General features: G+C 73.3%; 14 protein-coding genes. 12 read left to right on the plus strand and 2 right to left on the minus strand.

The features are described from left to right. Window positions 1–118: 118 nt before the first annotated feature. On the plus strand, window positions 119–3,133 hold the full coding sequence (locus ABFY07_RS11550; RefSeq protein ID WP_346174534.1) for a beta-N-acetylglucosaminidase domain-containing protein: 3,015 nt from the start codon (window positions 119–121) through the stop codon (window positions 3,131–3,133). A gap of 142 nt (window positions 3,134–3,275) precedes the next feature. Here ABFY07_RS11550 and ABFY07_RS11555 read toward each other — a convergent pair whose 3' ends face one another. Continuing rightward, window positions 3,276–3,812, minus strand: coding sequence for an HNH endonuclease (locus ABFY07_RS11555; protein WP_346174392.1), 537 nt, complete (start codon window positions 3,810–3,812; stop codon window positions 3,276–3,278). A 383-nt stretch (window positions 3,813–4,195) separates the two neighbouring features. Between ABFY07_RS11555 and ABFY07_RS11560 the strand changes: the two genes are divergently transcribed. Continuing rightward, complete coding sequence (locus tag ABFY07_RS11560) at window positions 4,196–5,281, plus strand: mechanosensitive ion channel family protein (protein ID WP_346174393.1); 1,086 nt, start codon at window positions 4,196–4,198, stop codon at window positions 5,279–5,281. Between the two features lie 139 nt (window positions 5,282–5,420). On the opposite strand, the gene ABFY07_RS11565 is transcribed toward ABFY07_RS11560, so the two are convergent. Then, window positions 5,421–5,702 (minus strand): hypothetical protein, encoded by a 282-nt coding sequence (locus tag ABFY07_RS11565; RefSeq protein WP_346174394.1) that lies wholly within the window; start codon window positions 5,700–5,702, stop codon window positions 5,421–5,423. Window positions 5,703–5,912: 210 nt separating this feature from the next. Between ABFY07_RS11565 and ABFY07_RS11570 the strand changes: the two genes are divergently transcribed. From ABFY07_RS11570 to ABFY07_RS11615, 10 genes are all read left to right on the plus strand, one after another. Next, window positions 5,913–7,112, plus strand: a complete 1,200-nt coding sequence (locus ABFY07_RS11570; protein WP_346174395.1) for an ROK family transcriptional regulator — start codon at window positions 5,913–5,915, stop codon at window positions 7,110–7,112. 47 nt (window positions 7,113–7,159) lie between these two features. Then, entirely contained in the window at window positions 7,160–8,491 is a 1,332-nt protein-coding gene (locus ABFY07_RS11575; RefSeq protein WP_346174396.1) for an ABC transporter substrate-binding protein, read from the plus strand. A gap of 11 nt (window positions 8,492–8,502) precedes the next feature. Continuing rightward, complete coding sequence (locus tag ABFY07_RS11580) at window positions 8,503–9,459, plus strand: carbohydrate ABC transporter permease (protein ID WP_346174397.1); 957 nt, start codon at window positions 8,503–8,505, stop codon at window positions 9,457–9,459. 24 nt (window positions 9,460–9,483) lie between these two features. Beyond that, window positions 9,484–10,386, plus strand: coding sequence for a carbohydrate ABC transporter permease (locus tag ABFY07_RS11585; protein WP_346174398.1), 903 nt, complete (start codon window positions 9,484–9,486; stop codon window positions 10,384–10,386). Beyond that, window positions 10,383–11,645: a 6-phospho-beta-glucosidase gene (locus tag ABFY07_RS11590; RefSeq protein WP_346174399.1), complete on the plus strand. Its 1,263-nt coding sequence runs from the start codon at window positions 10,383–10,385 to the stop codon at window positions 11,643–11,645. Before ABFY07_RS11585 ends, ABFY07_RS11590 begins: the two co-directional genes overlap by 4 nt. Next, on the plus strand, window positions 11,636–12,664 hold the full coding sequence (locus ABFY07_RS11595) for an N-acetylglucosamine kinase (protein WP_346174400.1): 1,029 nt from the start codon (window positions 11,636–11,638) through the stop codon (window positions 12,662–12,664). The genes ABFY07_RS11590 and ABFY07_RS11595 overlap by 10 nt, the downstream gene beginning before the upstream one ends. 288 nt (window positions 12,665–12,952) lie before the next feature. After that, on the plus strand, window positions 12,953–14,392 hold the full coding sequence (locus tag ABFY07_RS11600) for a hypothetical protein (RefSeq protein ID WP_346174401.1): 1,440 nt from the start codon (window positions 12,953–12,955) through the stop codon (window positions 14,390–14,392). Between the two features lie 20 nt (window positions 14,393–14,412). Next, window positions 14,413–15,444 (plus strand): glutamate ABC transporter substrate-binding protein, encoded by a 1,032-nt coding sequence (locus tag ABFY07_RS11605; RefSeq protein WP_346174402.1) that lies wholly within the window; start codon window positions 14,413–14,415, stop codon window positions 15,442–15,444. Between the two features lie 31 nt (window positions 15,445–15,475). Further along, a complete protein-coding gene (locus ABFY07_RS11610) occupies window positions 15,476–16,798 on the plus strand; it encodes a coiled-coil domain-containing protein (protein WP_346174403.1) in 1,323 nt (440 codons plus the stop codon). Between the two features lie 109 nt (window positions 16,799–16,907). Beyond that, the gene (locus tag ABFY07_RS11615) at window positions 16,908–19,403 is read left to right on the plus strand and encodes a serine/threonine-protein kinase (RefSeq protein WP_346174404.1); all 2,496 of its coding nucleotides are present in this window, start codon (window positions 16,908–16,910) and stop codon (window positions 19,401–19,403) included. The last annotated feature ends 6 nt before the right edge of the window (window positions 19,404–19,409 follow it).

Below are 19,409 nucleotides of genomic sequence, written 5' to 3' on the forward strand. Positions count from 1 at the left end.
CGCGCGCGCGATGGTGGGCTCGACGACCGGTGGGGCCACACGCGTCCGGATCGAGGAGAAGCCCGTGCAGTTCCGGGGAAGCCGCGGGAGAACGTCGAGGGCGGCCGGCGCCACGGCCATGGCCGCGGCGGTCATCGGCGGGCTGCTGGGCGCCGCGCCGGGCGCCGCCGCCGCGCCCGGGGCTCCCACCGCCCCCGGCGCCTCGGCCACGGACCGCGAGAGCGACGGCGGCCTGCCGCCCGTATGGCCGCGCCCCCAGTCGCTGCGCGCCCAGGGGGCCGGGGTGAGCGTGGGCCGGGAGGTCACGCTCGTCGCCGACGCCGACTCCGACCCGTACGCGCTGGACGCGCTGCGCGCCCTGCTGCACGACGCCGGGGCACGGGTCGTTAACGAGGCCACCGAACCCACGCCCAAGGGCATGCCGCTGGCCGACGGGCTGGTGGTGCGCGTCGGCGGTCGGGGCGCGGAGCGCGCGCTGCGCGCCCTGGGCGCGCCCGAGCGCGGCGATCTCCCCTCCGGCGGCTACCGCCTGGCGACCGGTCAGATGTCCGGGAAGCCGACGGTCGCGCTGTCCGGCGTCGGCCCGGACGGCCTCTTCCACGCCGTCCAGACGCTGCGCCGGCTCATGGTCCGGCCCGAGGGCGGGACGGGCACCTTCCCCGGGGTGGCCGTGCGCGACTGGCCGGCCGCCGCCGTGCGCGGCACCACCGAGGGCTTCTACGGCCGGCCCTGGTCCCACCGCGACCGGCTCGCCCACCTCGACTTCATGGGCCGTACGAAGCAGAACCGCTATCTCTACGCGCCCGGCGACGACCCCTACCGCCAGGCCCGCTGGCGCGACCCGTACCCCGCCGAGCGGCGCGAGCAGTTCCGGGAGCTGGCCGACCGGGCCCGCCGCAACCACGTCACGCTCGCGTGGGCGGTCTCCCCCGGCCAGGAGCTGTGCTTCTCCTCCGCCGACGACCTCAAGGCGCTGCTGCGCAAGGTGGACGCCATGTGGGCGCTCGGCGTGCGCGCCTTCCAACTCCAGTTCCAGGACGTCAGCTACAGCGAGTGGCACTGCGGCGCCGACGCCGACACCTTCGGCTCGGGCCCCGAGGCGGCGGCGAAGGCCCAGGCCCGGGTCGCGGGCGCGGTCGCCGCGCACCTGGCCGCGCGCCACCCGGGTGCCGCCCCGCTCTCCTTGTTGCCGACCGAGTACTACCAGGACGGCGACACCGACTTCAGGCGCGCGCTGGCCGAGCGGCTCGATCCCGACGTGGAGGTCGCCTGGACCGGCGTGGGGGTGGTGCCCAGAGCCATCACCGGGGCCGAGCTGGCCGGCGCCCGGGCCGTCTTCGGCCACGCGCTGGTCACCATGGACAACTACCCGGTCAACGACTACGCCCAGGACCGGGTCTTCCTCGGCCCCTACGAGGGGCGCGACCCGGCCGTCGCCGGCGGGTCCGCGGCCCTGCTCGCCAACGCCATGGAGCAGCCGGTCGCCTCCCGCATCGCGCTGTTCACCGCCGCCGACTTCGCCTGGAACCCGCGCGGCTACCGCCCCCAGGAGTCCTGGCGGGCGGCCGTCGACGACCTCGCCGGGCCCGACCCGCGCACCCGCGCGGCCCTGCGCGCCCTCGCCGGGAACGACGCGTCCTCGGTCCTCGGGGGAGAGGAGTCCGCGTATCTGCGCCCGCTGATCGAGGCGTTCTGGACGGCGCTGTCCGGGGAGACCGGCAAGCCCGGCGAGTCCGGCAGGTCCGGGGCCGGCGGGGAGCGCCTCGACCGGGCGGCGGACCGGCTGCGCTCGGCCTTCAGGACGATGCGGGACGCCCCCGGCCGGCTCTCCGTCACCCTGGGCGAGGAACTGGGCCCCTGGCTCGACCAGTTGGGGCGCTACGGCGACGCCGGAGTACGGGCCGTGGACATGCTCACCGCCCAGGCGCGCGGCGACGGGGCGGCGGGCTGGCGCGGCCGGACCGCGGTGCAGGAGCTGTGGGAGAAGACCGCGGAGAGCCGGGTGACGGTGGGCAAGGGCGTCCTGGCCCCCTTCCTGAAGCAGGCCCTCGCCCGGGCCGACGCCTGGGCCGGCCTGGACGGCGCGGACCGCGCGTCGCTGCGCACCTCCGAGGACCTGCGCGCCGCGGCCGACGGCGACGCCACGACCTCGGTGACCGCGGACGACCCGGTCACCGTGCGCTTCGACCGCGCCCGCCCGCTCACCGCCGTCTCCGCGCTCACCGGCCGCGCGGCCGCCTCGCCCGGCACCGTGGAGGCGCATGTCCCCGGCAAGGGCTGGCGGCGGCTGGGCGCGGTCTCCGGCAGCGGCTGGACCCAGCTCACCGGCCGTGGACTGAGGGCCGACGCGCTGCGCCTGACCTGGGCGGCGGGCGCCACGCCCCCCGCCGTGCACGAGATCACCCCGTGGTTCGCCGACTCCCCGGCCGCCGAGCTGCGGCTGTCGCGGGAGGCGGTGGACGTGGAGGCGGGCGGCCGCGCCGCCGTCGTCGAGGCCCGGGTCACCGCCCGCCGCCCCGAGGACGTCCACGGCGAGCTGACCGTCCACGCCCCGCGCGGCGTCCGTGTCACGGCCGACGAGGCGGTGACCGCCCCGCGCGGGGGCACCGCGACCGCCCGTATCGAGCTCTCGGTCCCCGCCGGGACCAGGACCGGGACCTTCACCGTCCCGGTGCGCTTCGGCTCCCAGGAGCGCGTGCTGACCGTCCGGGCCGTCCCGCCCACCGGCGGCCCGGACCTGGCCCGCGCGGACGGCGCCACGGCGACCTCGTCCGGGGACGAGACCCCCGACTTCCCGGCCTCCGCCGCGATCGACGGCGACCCCGCCACCCGCTGGTCCTCCCCCGCCGAGGACGGGGCCTGGCTGCGGCTGGAGCTCGCCCGCCCGGCCCGCGTCGGCCGGCTCGACCTGCACTGGCAGGACGCCTACGCCTCCCGCTACCGCGTCCAGGTCTCCGCCGACGGCCGCACCTGGCGCACGGCGGCGACCGTCTCCGGCGGCCGGGGCGGACACGAGACCGTCCGGATGGACGCCCCCGGCACCCGCTTCATCCGCGTCCAGGGCGTCGAGCGCGCCACCCGCTTCGGCTACTCCCTGTGGTCGGTGTCGGCGTACGCGGTGACGGAGGACTAGCGGGTGTCTCCCTCCAGGGAGGGTGTCTCCCTCCAGGGGGGTGTCTCCCTCCAGGGGGTGTCTCCCTCCAGGGGGGTATCTCCGTAGGGGACGCCCCGCGGACGGCCGGTGGACCGTCCGCAGTCATGACAATGGCCCGGACTCAGGCAGATTTGCCGTCGATCCGGGCCATGGCGTCCTCCGCGCCGTACGGCTGCAGGTATGGCAGCCAGCGCGGGTCCCTATGCCCCGTGCCGATGATCCGCCAGGCGAGGCCCGACGGCGGCGCCGGCTGATGGCGCAGCCGCCAGCCGATCTCGGCGACATGGCGGTCGGCCTTGACGTGGTTGCAGCGACGGCACGCGGCGACCACGTTCTCCCAGGTGTGCTGGCCGCCGCGGCTGCGCGGGATGACGTGGTCGACGCTGGTCGCCACACCGCCGCAGTACGCGCACCGCCCGCCGTCGCGGGCGAAGAGGGCACGGCGGGTGAGCGGGACGGGGCCTCGGTAGGGCACCCGCACGAACCGCTTGAGGCGGACCACGCTGGGGGCGGGTATCACACGGGTCGCGCTGTGCATCAGGGCGCCTGAGTCCTCGAGGCTGACGGCTTTGTCATTGAGGACGAGTACGAGCGCGCGGCGGAGCGGTACGACGCCGAGCGGCTCGTACGACGCGTTGAGGACCAGGACATGCGGCACGGGTGCCTCCTTGTACGCCGGCGGCGCGTGGCTCGCGCCGGGACGATCTCCCCCAGTTTCCCCTGAACCCCGGCCGGAACGCCACCATCACCGGGTTAACGGTTGAGAAGCATTTCCGGGCCCCGCCCGTATACCGCCGAACGAGCGGAATCGGGCGGCGGTCCGGGCCTGGGCCGGCCGCGTGAGTGGCGAGAATCACGGGCCGCCCGGGCCCGGCGGCGGAAACCGCCGGGGCCACGCCCTCGCCCCGCTCTCGTACGCCCCCTTGACGCCTTCACGCGCTCTCGAACACAGCAACGGCGCATTCCCGCCCCGGCTACTGTGTGAAGGGTTGCTCGCGCGGTCACTCCGGGCGGGCATGTCGCACATGAAGGGTTTCCGCTGTGTTCTGGTCCGCTGCTCCGGCCGCCGACTCCACGCCTCCCCCCACGACGCTGAAGGACGCGCAGCAGAGCGCCACCAACGCCGCGGGCTGGGTGGAGGAGAACTGGTCCACCTGGCTCAGCATCGGGCTGCGCATCACGCTGATCCTGGTGATCGCCTTCGTGCTGCGGTCGGTCGTGCGGCGCGCGATCACCAAGCTGATAGAGCGCATGAACCGCACCGCCCAGGCCGTGGACGGCACCGCGCTGGCCGGCCTGCTGGTCAACGCGGAGCGGCGGCGCCAGCGGTCCGCGGCGATCGGCTCGGTGCTGCGCTCCGTCGCCTCGTTCCTGATCATGGGCACGGCCGCGCTGATGATCCTGTCGACGCTGCAGATCAATCTGGCCCCGCTGCTGGCCAGCGCCGGTGTCGCGGGTGTGGCCATCGGTTTCGGCGCCCGCAACCTGGTCACCGACTTTCTGTCCGGCGTGTTCATGATCCTGGAGGACCAGTACGGGGTCGGCGACTCGATCGACGCCGGGGTGGCCTCCGGTGAGGTGATCGAGGTCGGTCTTCGCGTCACCAAGCTGCGCGGCGACAACGGCGAGATCTGGTACGTGCGCAACGGCGAGGTCAAGCGGATCGGCAACCTCAGCCAGGGCTGGGCCACGGCCGGCGTGGACGTCCAGATCCGCGCGGACGAGGACCTGGAGGAGGTCCGGGCGCTGATCACGCAGGTGGGCGTGGACATGGCCAAGGACGAGCCCTGGAACGAGCGGCTGTGGGAGCCGATCGAGGTGCTCGGGCTGGACGCGGTCTACCTGGACTCCATGGTCGTGAGGGTGTCGGCGCGGACCATGCCGGGCAAGGCGCTCGGCGTCGAGCGCGAGCTGCGGTGGCGGATCAAGAAGGCGCTGGACGAGGCGGGCATCCGGATCGTCGGCCGCCCCGTGGACCCGGACCTGCAGCCCGAGGACGCCTCGACCACGACGGTGACCGTCGCGCCGCCGTCGGCCCTGTCCAACCCGGACTCCCCGCAGGCCCAGGCCGCCACCCCGATACCGCCACCCGCCGCCCCTCCGGCCGCCCCGCCCGTCCAGAAGTAGCCGCCCGGAAGTGGCCGCCCAGAAAGTGGCCGCCCAGAAGTAGCCGCCACGAAGTGGCCACCCAGAAGTAGCCGCCCGGAAGTGGCGATCCAAAAGTGGCCGTCCAATTGCGGCCAGGGACTCTTGTGGGCGGGACAGCTCAGGCCGTGACGGTCGGGGTGTTGCCCCGGGCCGGACGGCCGACCGCGGCGGCATGGACGCCGCCCTGGCCGCCCCCGCCGCCCGCGCCCTCCCCCGGGCCCGCCAGCGGCGCGGACGCCGATCCGGCGCCGTGTGTCTCGCCCCCCGCGCCGCGTGTCCCGCCCGCGCCGCCCTGACCGCCCTGGCCGCCCGACGCGGCCCTCGCGTCACCCGCGCCGACGACGACCGCGAGCAGCACGGCGAGGAGCACCGCGAGCGGCCCTCCCGAAGTCCTCTTCATCGATTCCCCGCTCTCAAGCCGTTCCCATCAGGCCCCGTTCCGGTGAGGCCTCGTTCTCTCCGCCGCTCGGCGACGGTGTCAGGCGCCGCTGGACCGCCGGTGGAGGATCGGTCGCACCCATTGACGCGTCCCGTTCCCGCGCCTTACCTTGCTCTTCATCAATAGGAAAGTTTCTTAACAGAGACCGGAAGCGATACGGGGGCACCCACCATGGCGGCATCAGGCACTCCGGGGACGCCGCGCGTGCTGCGCGCCATGAACGACCGGGCCGCGCTCGAACTGCTGGTCGCCCACGGCCCGTTGACCCGGACCCGGCTCGGCGAGCTGACCGGTCTCTCCAAGCCCACCGCCTCCCAGCTGCTCACCCGCCTGGAGGCCGCCGGACTGGTCCGGACGACCGGGAACGTCACCGGCCGGCCGGGGCCCAACGCCCAGCTCTACGAGATCAACCCGGCCGCCGCCCATGTCGCGGCGCTCTCCGTCGACCAGGAGGGCATCACCACCGCCGTCGCCGACATCACCGGCCGGATCCTCGGCGAGCACCGGGTGACCGCCGACGCGACCGCCGAGTCGGTGCGCAACCGCACCGGCGAGCTGGTCGCCGAGGCCGTGGACGGGGCGCTGGCCGCCGCCGGGCTGGGCCGGGGCGAGCTGCGGCAGACGGTCATCGGCACACCCGGCGCGCTCGACCCGCGCACCGGGGTGCTGCGCTACGCACCGCACCTGCCCGGCTGGCAGTCCCGCACCATGCGGGACGAGCTGGCCGAGGTACTGGGCACCCCGCTGGTGATCGAGAACGACGTCAACCTCGCGGCCGTCGCCGAGCAGCACCACGGCACCGCGCAGGACTTCGACGACTTCGCGCTGGTCTGGGCCGACGAGGGCGTCGGCGCGGCCATCGTGCTCGGCGGCACGCTGCTGCGGGGGGCGACCGGCGGCGCCGGGGAGATCGGCTACATGCCCCTGCCGGGCGCCCCGCTCGCGCGCGGCGACGACAGCGCCGCCCGGCCGGACGCCGGCGGCGGCTTCCAGAAGCTGGTCGGCTCCCCCGCCGTGGTGGAGCTGGCCCGGGAGCACGGCATCGAGGCGCCGACCGCCCCCGAGGCGCTCGCCACCGCGCTGCGCACGCCCGGCGCGGGGGACGCCGTCCTCACCGAGCTGGCCCGTCGGCTTGCCACCGGGCTCGCCTCGGTCGTGGCGGTGGTCGACCCGGAGCTGGTGGTGCTCTCCGGGCAGGTCGCCCAGGCCGGCGGGGAGCGGCTGCGCGAGCTGGTCGAGGCGGAGATGACCGGGCTCGCGCTGCCCCGGCCGCTCCTGCGGATCAGCGCCATCGAGGGGGACCCGATTCTCATCGGCGCGCTTCAGACGGCGCTCGCCGATGCCCGTCACACCGTCTTCGACACCGCCTGATCCGTCGGCCCCACCTTGCCGTCCCCCGCGCACAAGGAAGTCCGCCCATGCCACGACGACCACTGGCCCGTCTCGCGTCCGCGCTCGGCGCCGGCGCCCTGCTGCTGGCCGGCTGCGCCAACCCGAGCACCGGCAGCGCCGACGACGATCCGACCAAACCGGTCACCCTCACCTTCTGGCACGGCTGGTCGGAGAAGAACGAGGTGAAGGCGATCAACGACAGCATCGCCCGCTTCGAGAAGCTCCACCCGAACATCACGGTGAAGTCCGTCGGCAATGTCACCGACGAGACCATCAACCAGGCCCTGCGGGCCGGCGGTGGCGACGCGCCCGATGTCGTCACGTCCTTCACCACCAACAACGTGGGCCAGTACTGCTCGTCCGGAATGTGGGTCGATCTCGACCCGTTCATGGAGAAGACCGGCCTGGACAAGAAGAAGGTCTTCCCCAAGACGCTTCTCGACTACACCAGTTACCAGGGAAAGCAGTGCGCGCTGCCGCTGCTCGCCGACGCCTACGGCATGTACTACAACAAGGACGCCTTCAAGGAGGCGGGCATCGAGCGCCCGCCGCGCACCATGTCGGAGCTCAAGCGGGACGCCGCCAAGCTGACCCAGCGCACCAAGGGCGGCGGCTTGGAGCGCGTCGGCTTCATGCCCAACTTCCGGCTCTACCAGAACAGCCCGGACCGGCTCTTCGCCCAGTGGGGGCCGACCTACTTCGACAAGGACGGAAAGGCGCGGCTGGCGAAGGAAGGGAAGATCAAGGCGTTCTACGCCACCGTGCGGGACCTCATTCAGGAACAGGGCGGATACGGGGCGCTGGAGACCTTCCGCACCTCCTTCGGCGATGAGTTCTCCTCCCAGAACGCCTTTCTGACCGGCAAGCTGGCCATGCACCTGGACGGCGAATGGCGCGGCCTCTTCCTCAAGGACGCGAAGTTCGACTGGGGCACCGCCCCGCTGCCCGTGCCCGACGACCAGGCCGACACCTATGGCCGGGGCTTTCTCACCGGCACCGTCACGGGCATCGCGCACAGCAGCAAGCACCAGAACGCCGCCTGGGAACTGGTGCGCTTCCTGACCGCCGACACCGACCAGGTGGTCGCCTTCGCCAACGCCATCCACAATGTGCCGTCCACCAAAGCGGCGCTCACCTCCCCGAAGCTGGACCCGGACCCGGCGTTCCGCGCCTTCCTCGACATCGCGCAGAACAAGTACAGCAACGCCCTTCCGCCCTCGGTCAACGGTGGACAGTACGTCGTATCGCTGCGGGATTTCTCCTACGGGGTGGAGGCGGGAAAGGTCCATGACCTGGACGAGGGCCTCAAGGAACTGGACGACCAGATAGACGCCGACATTCTCCAGGCGCAGGACTGACGGAGCGCGACATGGCCACGATGACAACCACCGCCCCCGCTCTGCGCCGCAAGCACCTGCGCGAGCGGCTGCGCACCCTCGGCTTTCTCTCCCCCTGGCTGGTCGGCTTCACGGTCTTCTTCGGCTATCCGCTGGTCGCCACCGTCTACTTCTCCTTCATGCACTACAACCAGATCAAGGCGCCGACCTTCGTGGGCCTGCGCAACTGGCGGTATGTGCTGGAGCAGATGCCGCTGTTCGGGCCCGCGCTGTGGAACACGCTGTGGCTGGTCGTGGTGATGGTCGCGCTGCGCGTCGTCTTCGGCCTGGGCATCGGGCTGCTGATCACCAAGATAAAGTCCGGGGCCGGGTTCTTCCGCACCGCCTTCTACCTCCCCTATCTGGCTCCTCCGGTCGCGGCGACCGTGGCGTTCGTCTTCCTTCTCAACCCCGGCACCGGCCCGGTGAACGACATGCTGGGAAAGGTCGGGATCGACGCGCCGAACTGGTTCAACGACCCGGCCTGGGCCAAGCCCTCGCTCGTGCTGCTGTCCCTGTGGGGCATCGGCGACCTGATGGTCATCTTCATGGCCGCGCTGCTGGACGTGCCGAAGGAACAGTACGAGGCGGCCGAGCTGGACGGCGCCGGGGCGTTCACGAAATTCCGCTATGTCACCTGGCCGTCGATCACTCCCATTGTGATGTTCGCGGTCGTGACGGGCGTGGTGCAGACCATGCAGTACTACACCCAGGCCCTGGTCGCCGGAAAGCTGGCCTCCGGTGTCAGCATCGGACCGGGCACCGTCATCGAGCCCGGCTATCCCGACCATTCCACGCTCACCGTGCCCCAGCTCGTGTATTCGCTCGGCTTCCAGAACTTCAACACCGGAGCCGCCTGTGTGCTCTCGCTCGTGCTCTTCGCGATCGCGATGGCCGTCACCACCCTGCTGATGCGCCGGCGCGCCGGCCTGCTGTCGGCGGACGACTGAGAAGGCTCGGGAGGAAAAACCGACATGACCACCACCACCCTCTCGGCACCGCCCGCGCCGGTACGGCCCGCCTCCCGCCGCTCCTCGGCCCCCGCCGCCCGGCGCAAGGCCGTGCTGCACTGGATCGCCGTCCACGCGGTCGCGGTCGCCGCCGCGCTCTTCTTCGTGCTGCCGTTCGTCTTCGTCTTCCTGACCTCGGTGATGAGCGACAGCCAGGCCATGAGCGGCGAGCTGTGGCCCGACGGCTGGCACTGGTCCAATTACGCCGAGGTCTTCAACACCCCCGGCTTTCTCGACTGGTGGCGCAATTCACTGATCTACGCCGGTCTCGGCACGGCCTTCACGCTCATCTCCTCCCTGCCGGTCGCCTACGCGCTCGCCAAATTCCGCTTCCGCGGCCGCCGCACCGCGATGATCCTGGTCATCTCGACGATGATGCTGCCGCCGCAGGTCGTGGTGGTGCCGATGTATCTGGTGTGGGCCCAGCAGTTCCATCTGTCGGGCTCGCTGTGGCCGCTGATCATTCCGATGGCGTTCGGCGACGCGTACTCCATCTTCCTGCTGCGCCAGTTCCTGCTGACGATCCCCCGCGAATACCTCGAATCGGCGAAGGTGGACGGCTGCGGGGAGCTGCGCACCCTGCTGCGGATCATCGTGCCCATGGCCAAGCCGGGCATCGCGGCCGTCGCGCTCTTCCAGTTCTTCTACTGCTGGAACGACTACTTCGGCCCGCAGATCTACGCCGCGCAGAATCCGGGCGCCTGGACTCTCTCGTACGGGCTTGAGAGCTTCAAGAGCGCGCACAGTGTCAACTGGAACCTGACGATGGCCGCGACACTGCTGGTCATGGCCCCCGTCATCATCGTCTTCTTCTTCGCTCAGAAAGCCTTCGTCGAAGGCGTCACACTGACAGGAGTCAAGGGTTGAAGCTCGCAGTGGTGGGTGGCGGTTCCACCTACACCCCCGAACTCGTCGACGGATTCGCCCGGTTGCGGGACGCGCTGCCCCTGGCGGAGCTGGTCCTGGTCGACCCGGCCACCGACCGGCTGGAGCTGGTCGGCGGGCTGGCGCGGAGGATCTTCGCCAAGCAGGGCCACCCCGGCCGGATCTCCTGGACCGACGACCTGGACGCGGGCGTGGACGGCGCGGACGCGGTCCTGCTGCAGCTGCGCGTCGGCGGACAGGCCGCCCGGAACCAGGACGAGACCTGGCCGCTGGAGTGCGGCTGCGTCGGCCAGGAGACCACCGGCGCGGGCGGGCTCGCCAAGGCGCTGCGCACGGTCCCGGTGGTGCTGGACATCGCCGAGCGGGTGCGCCGCCGCAACCCCGACGCCTGGATCGTGGACTTCACCAACCCCGTCGGCATCGTGACACGGGCGCTGCTGACGGCCGGGCACCGGGCGGTCGGGCTGTGCAATGTCGCGATCGGCTTCCAGCGGAAGTTCGCCAAGCTGCTGGGCGTGGCCCCGGACCAGGTGTCGCTGGACCACGTCGGCCTCAACCACCTCACCTGGGAGCGGGCGGTGCGGCTCGGCGGCACCGACGGCGAGGACGTGCTGCCCAAGCTGCTCGCCGAGCACGGCGACGCGATCGCGGACGACCTGCGGATGCCCCGCGCGCTGCTGGACCGCCTGGGCGTGGTGCCCTCCTACTACCTGCGGTACTTCTACCAGCACGACGCGGTCGTGCGGGAGCTGAAGACCAAGCCCTCGCGGGCGGCCGAGGTCGCGGAGATCGAGCGGCGGCTGCTGGAGATGTACGCCGACCCGGCGCTGGACGAGAAGCCCGAGCTACTGGGCAAGCGCGGCGGCGCCTTCTATTCGGAGGCGGCGGTCGACCTGACCTCGTCCCTGCTGCGGGACACTGGCGAGGTGCGCATCGTCAACACGTTCAACCAGGGCACGCTGCCCTTCCTCCCGGACGACGCGGTGATCGAGGTCCCCGCCGCCGTGGACGCCGGCGGTGCGAGCCCGCTCCCCGTGCGCCCCCTGGAGCCGCTGTACGCGGGGCTGATCGCCCATGTCACCGCGTACGAGGACCTGGCGCTGGAGGCGGCGCTCAAGGGCGGCCGCGAGCGGGTCTTCGACGCCCTGCTGGCCCACCCCCTGATCGGCCAGATCGAGTACGCCGAGCAGCTGACCGACACCCTTCTCGCACACAACCGGGAGCACCTGGCGTGGGCCTGACGCAGTCCCAGGGCCCGACCGCCCACCCTCCGCACGCGTCCGTCCTGGCGATCGACGCGGGCAACAGCAAGACCGACGTGGCGCTGGTCGGCACGGACGGGACGGTCCTCGGCACCGCCCGCGGCGGCGGGTTCCTGCCGCCCGTGGTGGGCCCGAAGGCCGCGGTGGACTCGCTCGCCCCGCTGGTGGCGCGGGCGGCGGAGGCCGCGGGGTTCGACCGGCCGCCCCGGGCCGGGCACGTCTCGGCGTGCCTGGCCAATGTGGACCTCCCGGCGGAGGAAGAGCAGGTCACCCCGCTGCTGGCGGCCCAGGGCTGGGGGGCCACCGTCACGGTCGCCAACGACACCTTCGCGCTGCTGCGGGCCGGGGTCGCGGACGACGGCGAGCCGACCGGCGTCGCCGTCGTCTGCGGCGCGGGCATCAACTGCGCGGGCCTGGGCCACGGCGGCCGCACCGCGCGGTTCCCCGCCATCGGCCGGATCTCCGGCGACTGGGGCGGCGGGGGCGATCTGTCGAAGGAGGCCATGTGGTGGGCGGCGCGCGCCGAGGACGGCCGCGGCGGGCCCACCTTGCTGGCCCGCGCCCTGCCCGAGCACTTCGGGCTGACCACCATGTACGAGCTGATCGAGGCGCTCCACCTGGGGCGGATCGCCCCGGCCCGACGCCATGAGCTGACACCGGTGCTCTTCGCGGTGGCCGACGCCGGCGACGAGATCGCGCGCGCCGTCGTGGCCCGGCAGGCCGAGGAGGTGGTCACCATGGCCACCGTCGCCCTCACCCGTCTCGACCTGCTCGGTGAGCCGACGCCGGTGGTCCTCGGCGGCGGGGTGCTCGCGGCGCGCCAGCCGCTCCTGGACGGGCGGGTGCGCGAGTTGCTCGCCGAGCGTGCCCCGAAGGCCGACCCGAGGGTGGTCACCGCGCCGCCCGTCCTCGGGGCCGCGCTGCTGGGCCTGGACCGCACGGACGCCCCCGCGGCCGCGTACGCCGCGCTGCGCGCGCACTACGCCCGCCGCCGATGACGCCTGTGCCCCGGGTCGTTCCCGGTCGTTCCAGGTCGCGGCGGGTCATCGGGAACCGAAACGCGCCGAAAACCGTATGAGAGATAGGGAGGAGGAGGAGGACGACGCGGACACCCCCCGGGCCCGACGGCCCCGAGGCGAAGATCGCGATCGGGCCAAGATCCGGGCACGACCGGTGTGCTCATCAGCGGCCGAGTCCATACTGCTGCCCGGATACCTGTCCCCCGCCGCACCGGGCGACGGGCCGCCGACAGTGACGTAAGGGGTCAGGACCCAGGGGGAGGTCTCGTGGCACACCCGCCGACCACCGGCGCGGCCGGATCGCCGGCCGCGGGCGCGTTGTCGGGGCGGCGGCCCGCGTGGCGGGAGGGCATCGAGCGGGCCCGGGCCGCGGCGACGACCGAGCCGGGCCGGCTGCGCCTCATCGGAGCCGTGCTCGCCGCCCTGGTGGTGGCCTTCGGGGCGGTGACGGCCTGGCAGGTCTCCGACCGGCGGACCGCGGCGGACGCGGTGGCCGAGCACAGCCAGCCGCTGAGCGCCGCCGCGGCCGACATCTACCGCTCCCTCGCCGACGCCGACACCACCGCCGCGAGCGCCTTCCTGGCCGGCGGGCAGGAGCCGGCCGAGGTGCGCCGCAGGTACGAGGCGGACATCGACCGGGCGTCCAAGCTGCTGGTGCGGGCCGCGGCCACCACGGACGGCTCGGCCACCGCCCGCGAGGAGATACGCCGGATCAATCAACTCCTGCCGGTCTACACGGGCCTGGTCGAGTCCGCCCGCGCCAACAACCGCCAGGGACTGCCGCTGGGCAGCGCGTATCTGCGGTACGCCAACGACACCATGCGGGAGCGGCTGCTGCCGGCCGCCGGCCGGCTGTACCAGGCCGAGACCGCGCGGCTCGGCGAGGACTACGGGGAGGCGAAGTCCTGGCCGTGGGCGGCGATCGGCACCGGCGCCGCCGCGCTGGCCGCCCTGGGATGGGCGCAGCGCCGCGACTTCCTGCGCACCAATCGGGTGTTCAACCGCGGGCTGCTGGCCTCGACCGCCGCCTCGGCGGTGGCGCTGCTGTGGCTGGTGGCGGGCCACGCCCTCGCCCGCGCCGGGCTCGACGACTCCGACCGCCACGGCGCCCAGTCCCTGCACGTGCTCAACGAGGCCCGCATCGATTCGCTGCGCGCCCGCGGCGACGAGAACCTGACCCTGGTCGCGCGCGGCGCGGTCGTCGTCGACAAGGGCGAGGACAAGGGCAAGGACGCCTATGAGGTGAGCTATGCGGAGCGGATGGCCGACCTCGTCGGCGAGCCCGGCGCCGGGCCAGGCGCTGCGGCGGGCGCCGGGGCCGGCCGGGCCGCCTCCGGCAGCCTGCTGGCCCGGGCGCGAGACCTCGCGGACGACGCCGAGGGCCGCGCCCCGGTGGACGAGGCCGTCACCCGCCTCCAGGAGTGGCAGGAGCGCCACAAGGCCGCCCGCGCCGCCGACGACGCGGGCAACTACAAGGACGCGCGGGCGAAGGTCATCGGGGGCGAGGGCAGCACCGGCGAGTCCTTCGACGAGGTCGACAAGCTGCTGGCGAAGGCCCTGGCCCATGAGCAGCGGGAGTTCGCACGGGCGGCGGACGACGGACGCGGCGCGCTGACCGGGCTCGCGGTCGGCGCGGGGGTGCTGGCCGCGCTGGGGGCGGTGGCCGCGCTGCTGGGCATGGGCCGCCGGCTGGCGGAGTACCGGTGAGGGCGACGGGGGGCGTGAGGATGCAATCCGGGCGATCGGTGCGATCGGGCGCGGCGGCGGCCGTGTGCGCCCTGGGCGTGGCCACGGCGATCTTCGTGCCCGCGACGCTGGACGACCAGGGCGACGGGGCCGGGACCGCGCGCGGCGGGGCCGGGGCGCACCCGAGGGCCGCGCGGACCACGGCGGCGGCCACCGCCGACACGTGCGTCCGGCCTGAGGCCAGTCTGCGGCCGTCGAGCGCGAGCGGCCCGGCCATAGAGCGCATCAAGAACCGCCGGGTGGACGGCCACAAGCTGGGCAAGCTGATCGCCGGGGTGGACCAGAACAGCTACCGCTGGGGCTATCGCGACCCGGCCACCGGCGATCTCACCGGCTTCGACATCGACCTGGTGCGCGCCATCGCCGAGGACATCTTCGGCGACCCGGACGCGGTCATCTACCGCGCGATCCCCACCAGTCAGCGGATCAAGGCCCTCCAGCAGGGCAAGGTGGACATCGTCGTGCGCACCATGACCATCAACTGCGACCGCCTGAAGGACGTCGCCTTCTCCACCGCCTACTTCAAGGCGGGCCAGCAGGTGCTCGTCCCCAAGGACTCCTCCGTCACCGGGTACAACACGTCGCTGCGCGGCAAGAGGGTCTGCACGGCGAAGGGTTCCACCGCCGAGGCCGCGCTGGACCAGGAGAAGGGCGGCGCGAAGGACCTGGGCGCCATCAAGGTGGACCCGGTGCCCAACCAGCTCGACTGCCTGGTCAGGTTGCAGCTGGGCCAGGTCGACGCCGTGATCACGGACAACGCGTTGGCGGCCGGGCAGGCGGCCCAGGACCCGTCCGTCAAGCTCGTCGGCAAGCCGTTCACCGAGGAGTTCTACGGCGTGGCGATGAACAGATCCGACAAGGACCTGGTACGCCGGGTCAACAAGGTGCTGGAGGAGTACCGCTCCGGGGGTGAGAACAGTCGCTGGATGCGGGCCTACCGCAAGTGGCTCGCCGAAGATCTCGGCAAGACGGAGGAGAATCCGGCGGCACCCGCGCCGGCCTACAAGGACTGAGTCGCAGGGCACGGACACGGAGAGGTGATCGATGGGGGGCACGGGACCCTTCCCCAGTTCCACGGGGGAACCCGAGAAGCCGGTCATGGGCCGCGAGGAGGTCGACCGTGTGCTGGCGGGGCTCGTCGCCGAACACGAGGCGATCGAGTCCTCGCTGCTCGCCCTCCAGGACCACGCCGGCCGCAGACTCCTCGAAGGCGCCGAGCTGACCGGCGTCACCAAGGACCGCTGGGCCACCACCGAGCAGGCCATCTCCCTGCTGTGGACGTATTTCGACGCCTACACCGACGCGCTGAACGCCGCCCGTGAGGTGCGCGCCCGCCACCGCTGGCCCACGCCCGGCGAGTTGGCCGAGCTGACGGAGCTGCTGCGCGGCCCCGGCATCACACTGCCCAGCAGCGCCTCGCTCACCGGCTCGCCGCTGCTCAGCGAGCAGCTGACGCTGCAGGCGCTGGTCGACCGGATGAACCGCTGGTACGCCGAGGCGCTCGACGTCATCGTGACGGCCGACGCGGTGTGGTCCGCGCTGCCCGCCCGTATCGACATGCTCTCCGCCGAGCTGCGGCGCACCCGCTCGCTCGCCCACTCCGTCGGGGTGCGCCCCGGGGAGCACCCCTCGGGGGACGACCTCGAGCGGATCACCGCCGAGCTGACCTCGCTGCGCGCCGAGGTCGTCCGCGACCCGCTCGCCTTCTGGTCCGGGGCCTCGCCCAGCTCGGCGCCCGGCGGCGGCCGCCCCGACACCACCCGCTACGACGCCGCGGCCCGCGCCCTGGAGGACGTGCGGCGCGAGATCGAGGCGGTTCTCGATGTGCGGCAGGACGCGGAGCGGCGGCTGATGCGGCTGCGGGATGTGCTCTCCCGCGCGGACCGCACGCTCGCCGAGGCGCGGCAGGCGCGCGGCGAGGTGCTGGCCAAGATCGCGGCGTCCGAGGTGCCCGCGGTCAGCGGCCCGCCGACCGTGCTGCAGGAGCAGCTGGTCACGGCGGCCGAGTACCGCAGGCGCGCCCAGTGGCACCGGCTCTCCCCGCTGCTGGAGTCCCTGGAGGGGCGCGCGGACGAGGAGCTGCTGCGCGCCCGGGAGTCGCTGACCGCGGTGACCGCGCCGCTGGCGGTGCGCGCCGAGCTGCGCGGCCGCCTGGACGCGTACAAGGCGAAGGTCGCGCGGCACGGCCTGGCCGAGGACCCCCTGCTGATCGAGCGGTACGACACCGCGCGCCGGATGCTGTGGAGCGCGCCCTGCGACCTGCGCGCCGCCGAGGCGGCGGTGCTGCGCTACCAGCAGGCCGCGGCCGAGGCCCTGGCCCCGCGCGGGACGGAGCCGGGCGGCCGGAGGACGGGGGAGGTCCTGTGAGCGTCGCACGCGCGGCCGCCGGGCCGCAGACGACCACGATGCACGAACTGTCGCTGCGCGGGCGACGGCGACATCAGCCGCTGCCGCGGCGGGGCTCACGGGGGATGCTGTGAAGGCGGGCAGGTGTCAGCGGCGCGGGTGCGGCGGGTCGTACGAGGACGTGGGCGGCGGCCAGCTGTACTGCGACACGTGCGGGATGGCCCCGGTCGTCTCGCGGGACGGGATGGTCGGCTCCCAGCCCACCGGCGTCACCGGCGTCGGGCGCGGCGCGGTCCGGGGCAGCGGCTCGTCGGGGAGCGGCCGCTCCTCCTCGCGCCCGTCGTCCCGGTCCTCCTCGTCCCGGCGGTCGGTGTCCGGGCGGCTGTCCCGCTCGCTGGGGTCGGGGCGGTCCTCCTCGCGCTCGGTGTCGGTGCGCAGTTCCCGCTCCTCGGCCGCGGCCTCGTCCGGGCGCAACCGCCTGGGCGCGGGCCTGGTCAGCATCCCCGAGGTGCCGCGACCCGACCCGCGTACGGCGGTGCTGGCCACCCCGGAGGTGCCCGAGCGCAAGCGGTTCTGCAGCCGGGGGGACTGCGGGGCGCCGGTGGGGCGGGCCCGGGGCGGGCGGCCGGGCCGCACCGAGGGGTTCTGCACCAAGTGCGGCCATCCGTACTCCTTCGTGCCCAAGCTGAGCCCCGGCGACATCGTGCACGGCCAGTACGAGGTGGTGGGGTGTCTGGCCCACGGCGGTCTGGGCTGGATCTACCTGGCCATCGACCGCGCGGTGTCCGACCGCTGGGTGGTGCTCAAGGGCCTGCTGGACACCGGCGACGAGGAGGCCCTGTCCGTCGCCGTGTCGGAGCGCCGGTTCCTCGCCGAGATCGAGCACTCCAACATCGTCCGCATCTACAACTTCGTCGAGCACCTCGACCGCCGCACCGGCAGCCTCGACGGCTACATCGTGATGGAGTACGTCGGCGGCAAGTCGCTCAAGGACATCGCCAACTCCCGCCGGGCGCCGGACGGCAGGCGTGATCCGCTGCCGGTGGAGCAGGCCTGCGCGTACGGGATCGAGGCGCTGGAGGCCCTGGGCCATCTACACAGCCGCAACCTGCTCTACTGCGACTTCAAGGTCGACAACGCCATCCAGCAGCAGGACCAGCTCAAGCTCATCGACATGGGCGCGGTGCGGCGGATGGACGACGACGAGAGCCCGATCTACGGCACGGTCGGCTACCAGGCCCCTGAGGTGTCGGAGCTGGGCCCGTCGGTCGCCTCGGACCTGTACACGGTGGCGCGCACCCTCGCGGTGCTGACCTTCGACTTCCAGGGCTATACGAACGTCTTCGCGGACAGCCTGCCCGACCCGGGGAACATCGAGGTGTTCCAGCGCTACGAGTCGTTCTACCGGCTGCTGGTGCGGGCCACCGACCCCGATCCGCACCGGCGGTTCGGCTCCGCGCAGGAGATGGCCGACCAGCTGACGGGCGTGCTGCGGGAGGTCGTGGCGCTGCAGACCGGGCGGCCCCGGCCCGCGATGTCCACCCTCTTCGGACCCGAACCGCGGGTGGTGGACACCCTGTTGTTCGCGGAGCAGGGCCAGGACCCGTCCGCGCTCGGGGCCCGCCGCGCCCGCCGGGGCAAGGCGGCCGCCGACCCGCCCCCGCCGCAGGGCGTGCTCCCGCTGCCGCTGCCCGCGATCGCCCCGCTGGACGCCCGCGCCACCGCCCTGGCCCTGCCCGTGCCGCTGGTGGACCCGGACGACGCCAACGCCGGTTTCCTGGCCGGGCTGTTGACCTCGGCCCCCACCGAGCTGCACGCGGCGCTGCGGGCGGCCCCGGCCGACTCGCTGGAGCTGCGGCTGCGCCGCATCCGCGCCCAGCTGGAGCTCGGCCACACGCGCGAGGCGGGAGTGGCGCTGGACGGCCTGGAGGCCGGCTATCCCGACGACTGGCGGATCGTCTGGTACCGGGGCCTGCACGCGCTGGCGACGGGGGACAACGAGACGGCGGCCCTGGCCTTCGACGCCGTCTACGACGCGTTCCCCGGCGAGCCCGCGCCGAAGCTGGCGCTCGGCGTGTGCGCCGAGGTGCTCGGCCAGTTGGACAACGCGGCGGAGTACTACCGGCTGGTGTGGACGACCGACCCGAACCATGTGAGCGCCGCCTTCGGGCTGGCCCGGGTCCTGCTGTACGCCGGGGACCGCGCGGGAGCGGTGGCCGCCCTCGAATCGGTGCCGGAGTCGTCCATCCACTACACGGCGGCCCGGGTCGCGGCCGTCCGGGCCCGGCTGCGGCAGCGCGCCGCGCACGAGCCGCTGCTGGGCGATCTGACGGCCTCGGCGCAACAGGTCGAGCGGCTGGGGCAGTTGGGCATCGACGCGGTGCGGTACGAGCGGCTGTGCACGGAAGTACTGGGCAGCGCCCTGGATTGGGTACTGTCCGGCAGCAACGGTGCGCCGCCGGGCGGCGCCCGGCCGTCGCTGCTCGGCAGCAGTCTGGACGAGCGGGGGCTGCGCTTCGGCTTGGAACGCTCGTACCGGGTACTCGCCAGGCTCGCACAGCGCGGCGAGGAAAGGATCGAACTGGTGGAGCGGGCCAACCGTTTCCGCCCCAGGACGTGGGTGTGATCGATG

The sequence above is a fragment of the Streptomyces sparsogenes subsp. cuspidosporus genome, assembly GCF_039532705.1.
Taxonomy (GTDB): domain Bacteria; phylum Actinomycetota; class Actinomycetes; order Streptomycetales; family Streptomycetaceae; genus Streptomyces; species Streptomyces sparsogenes.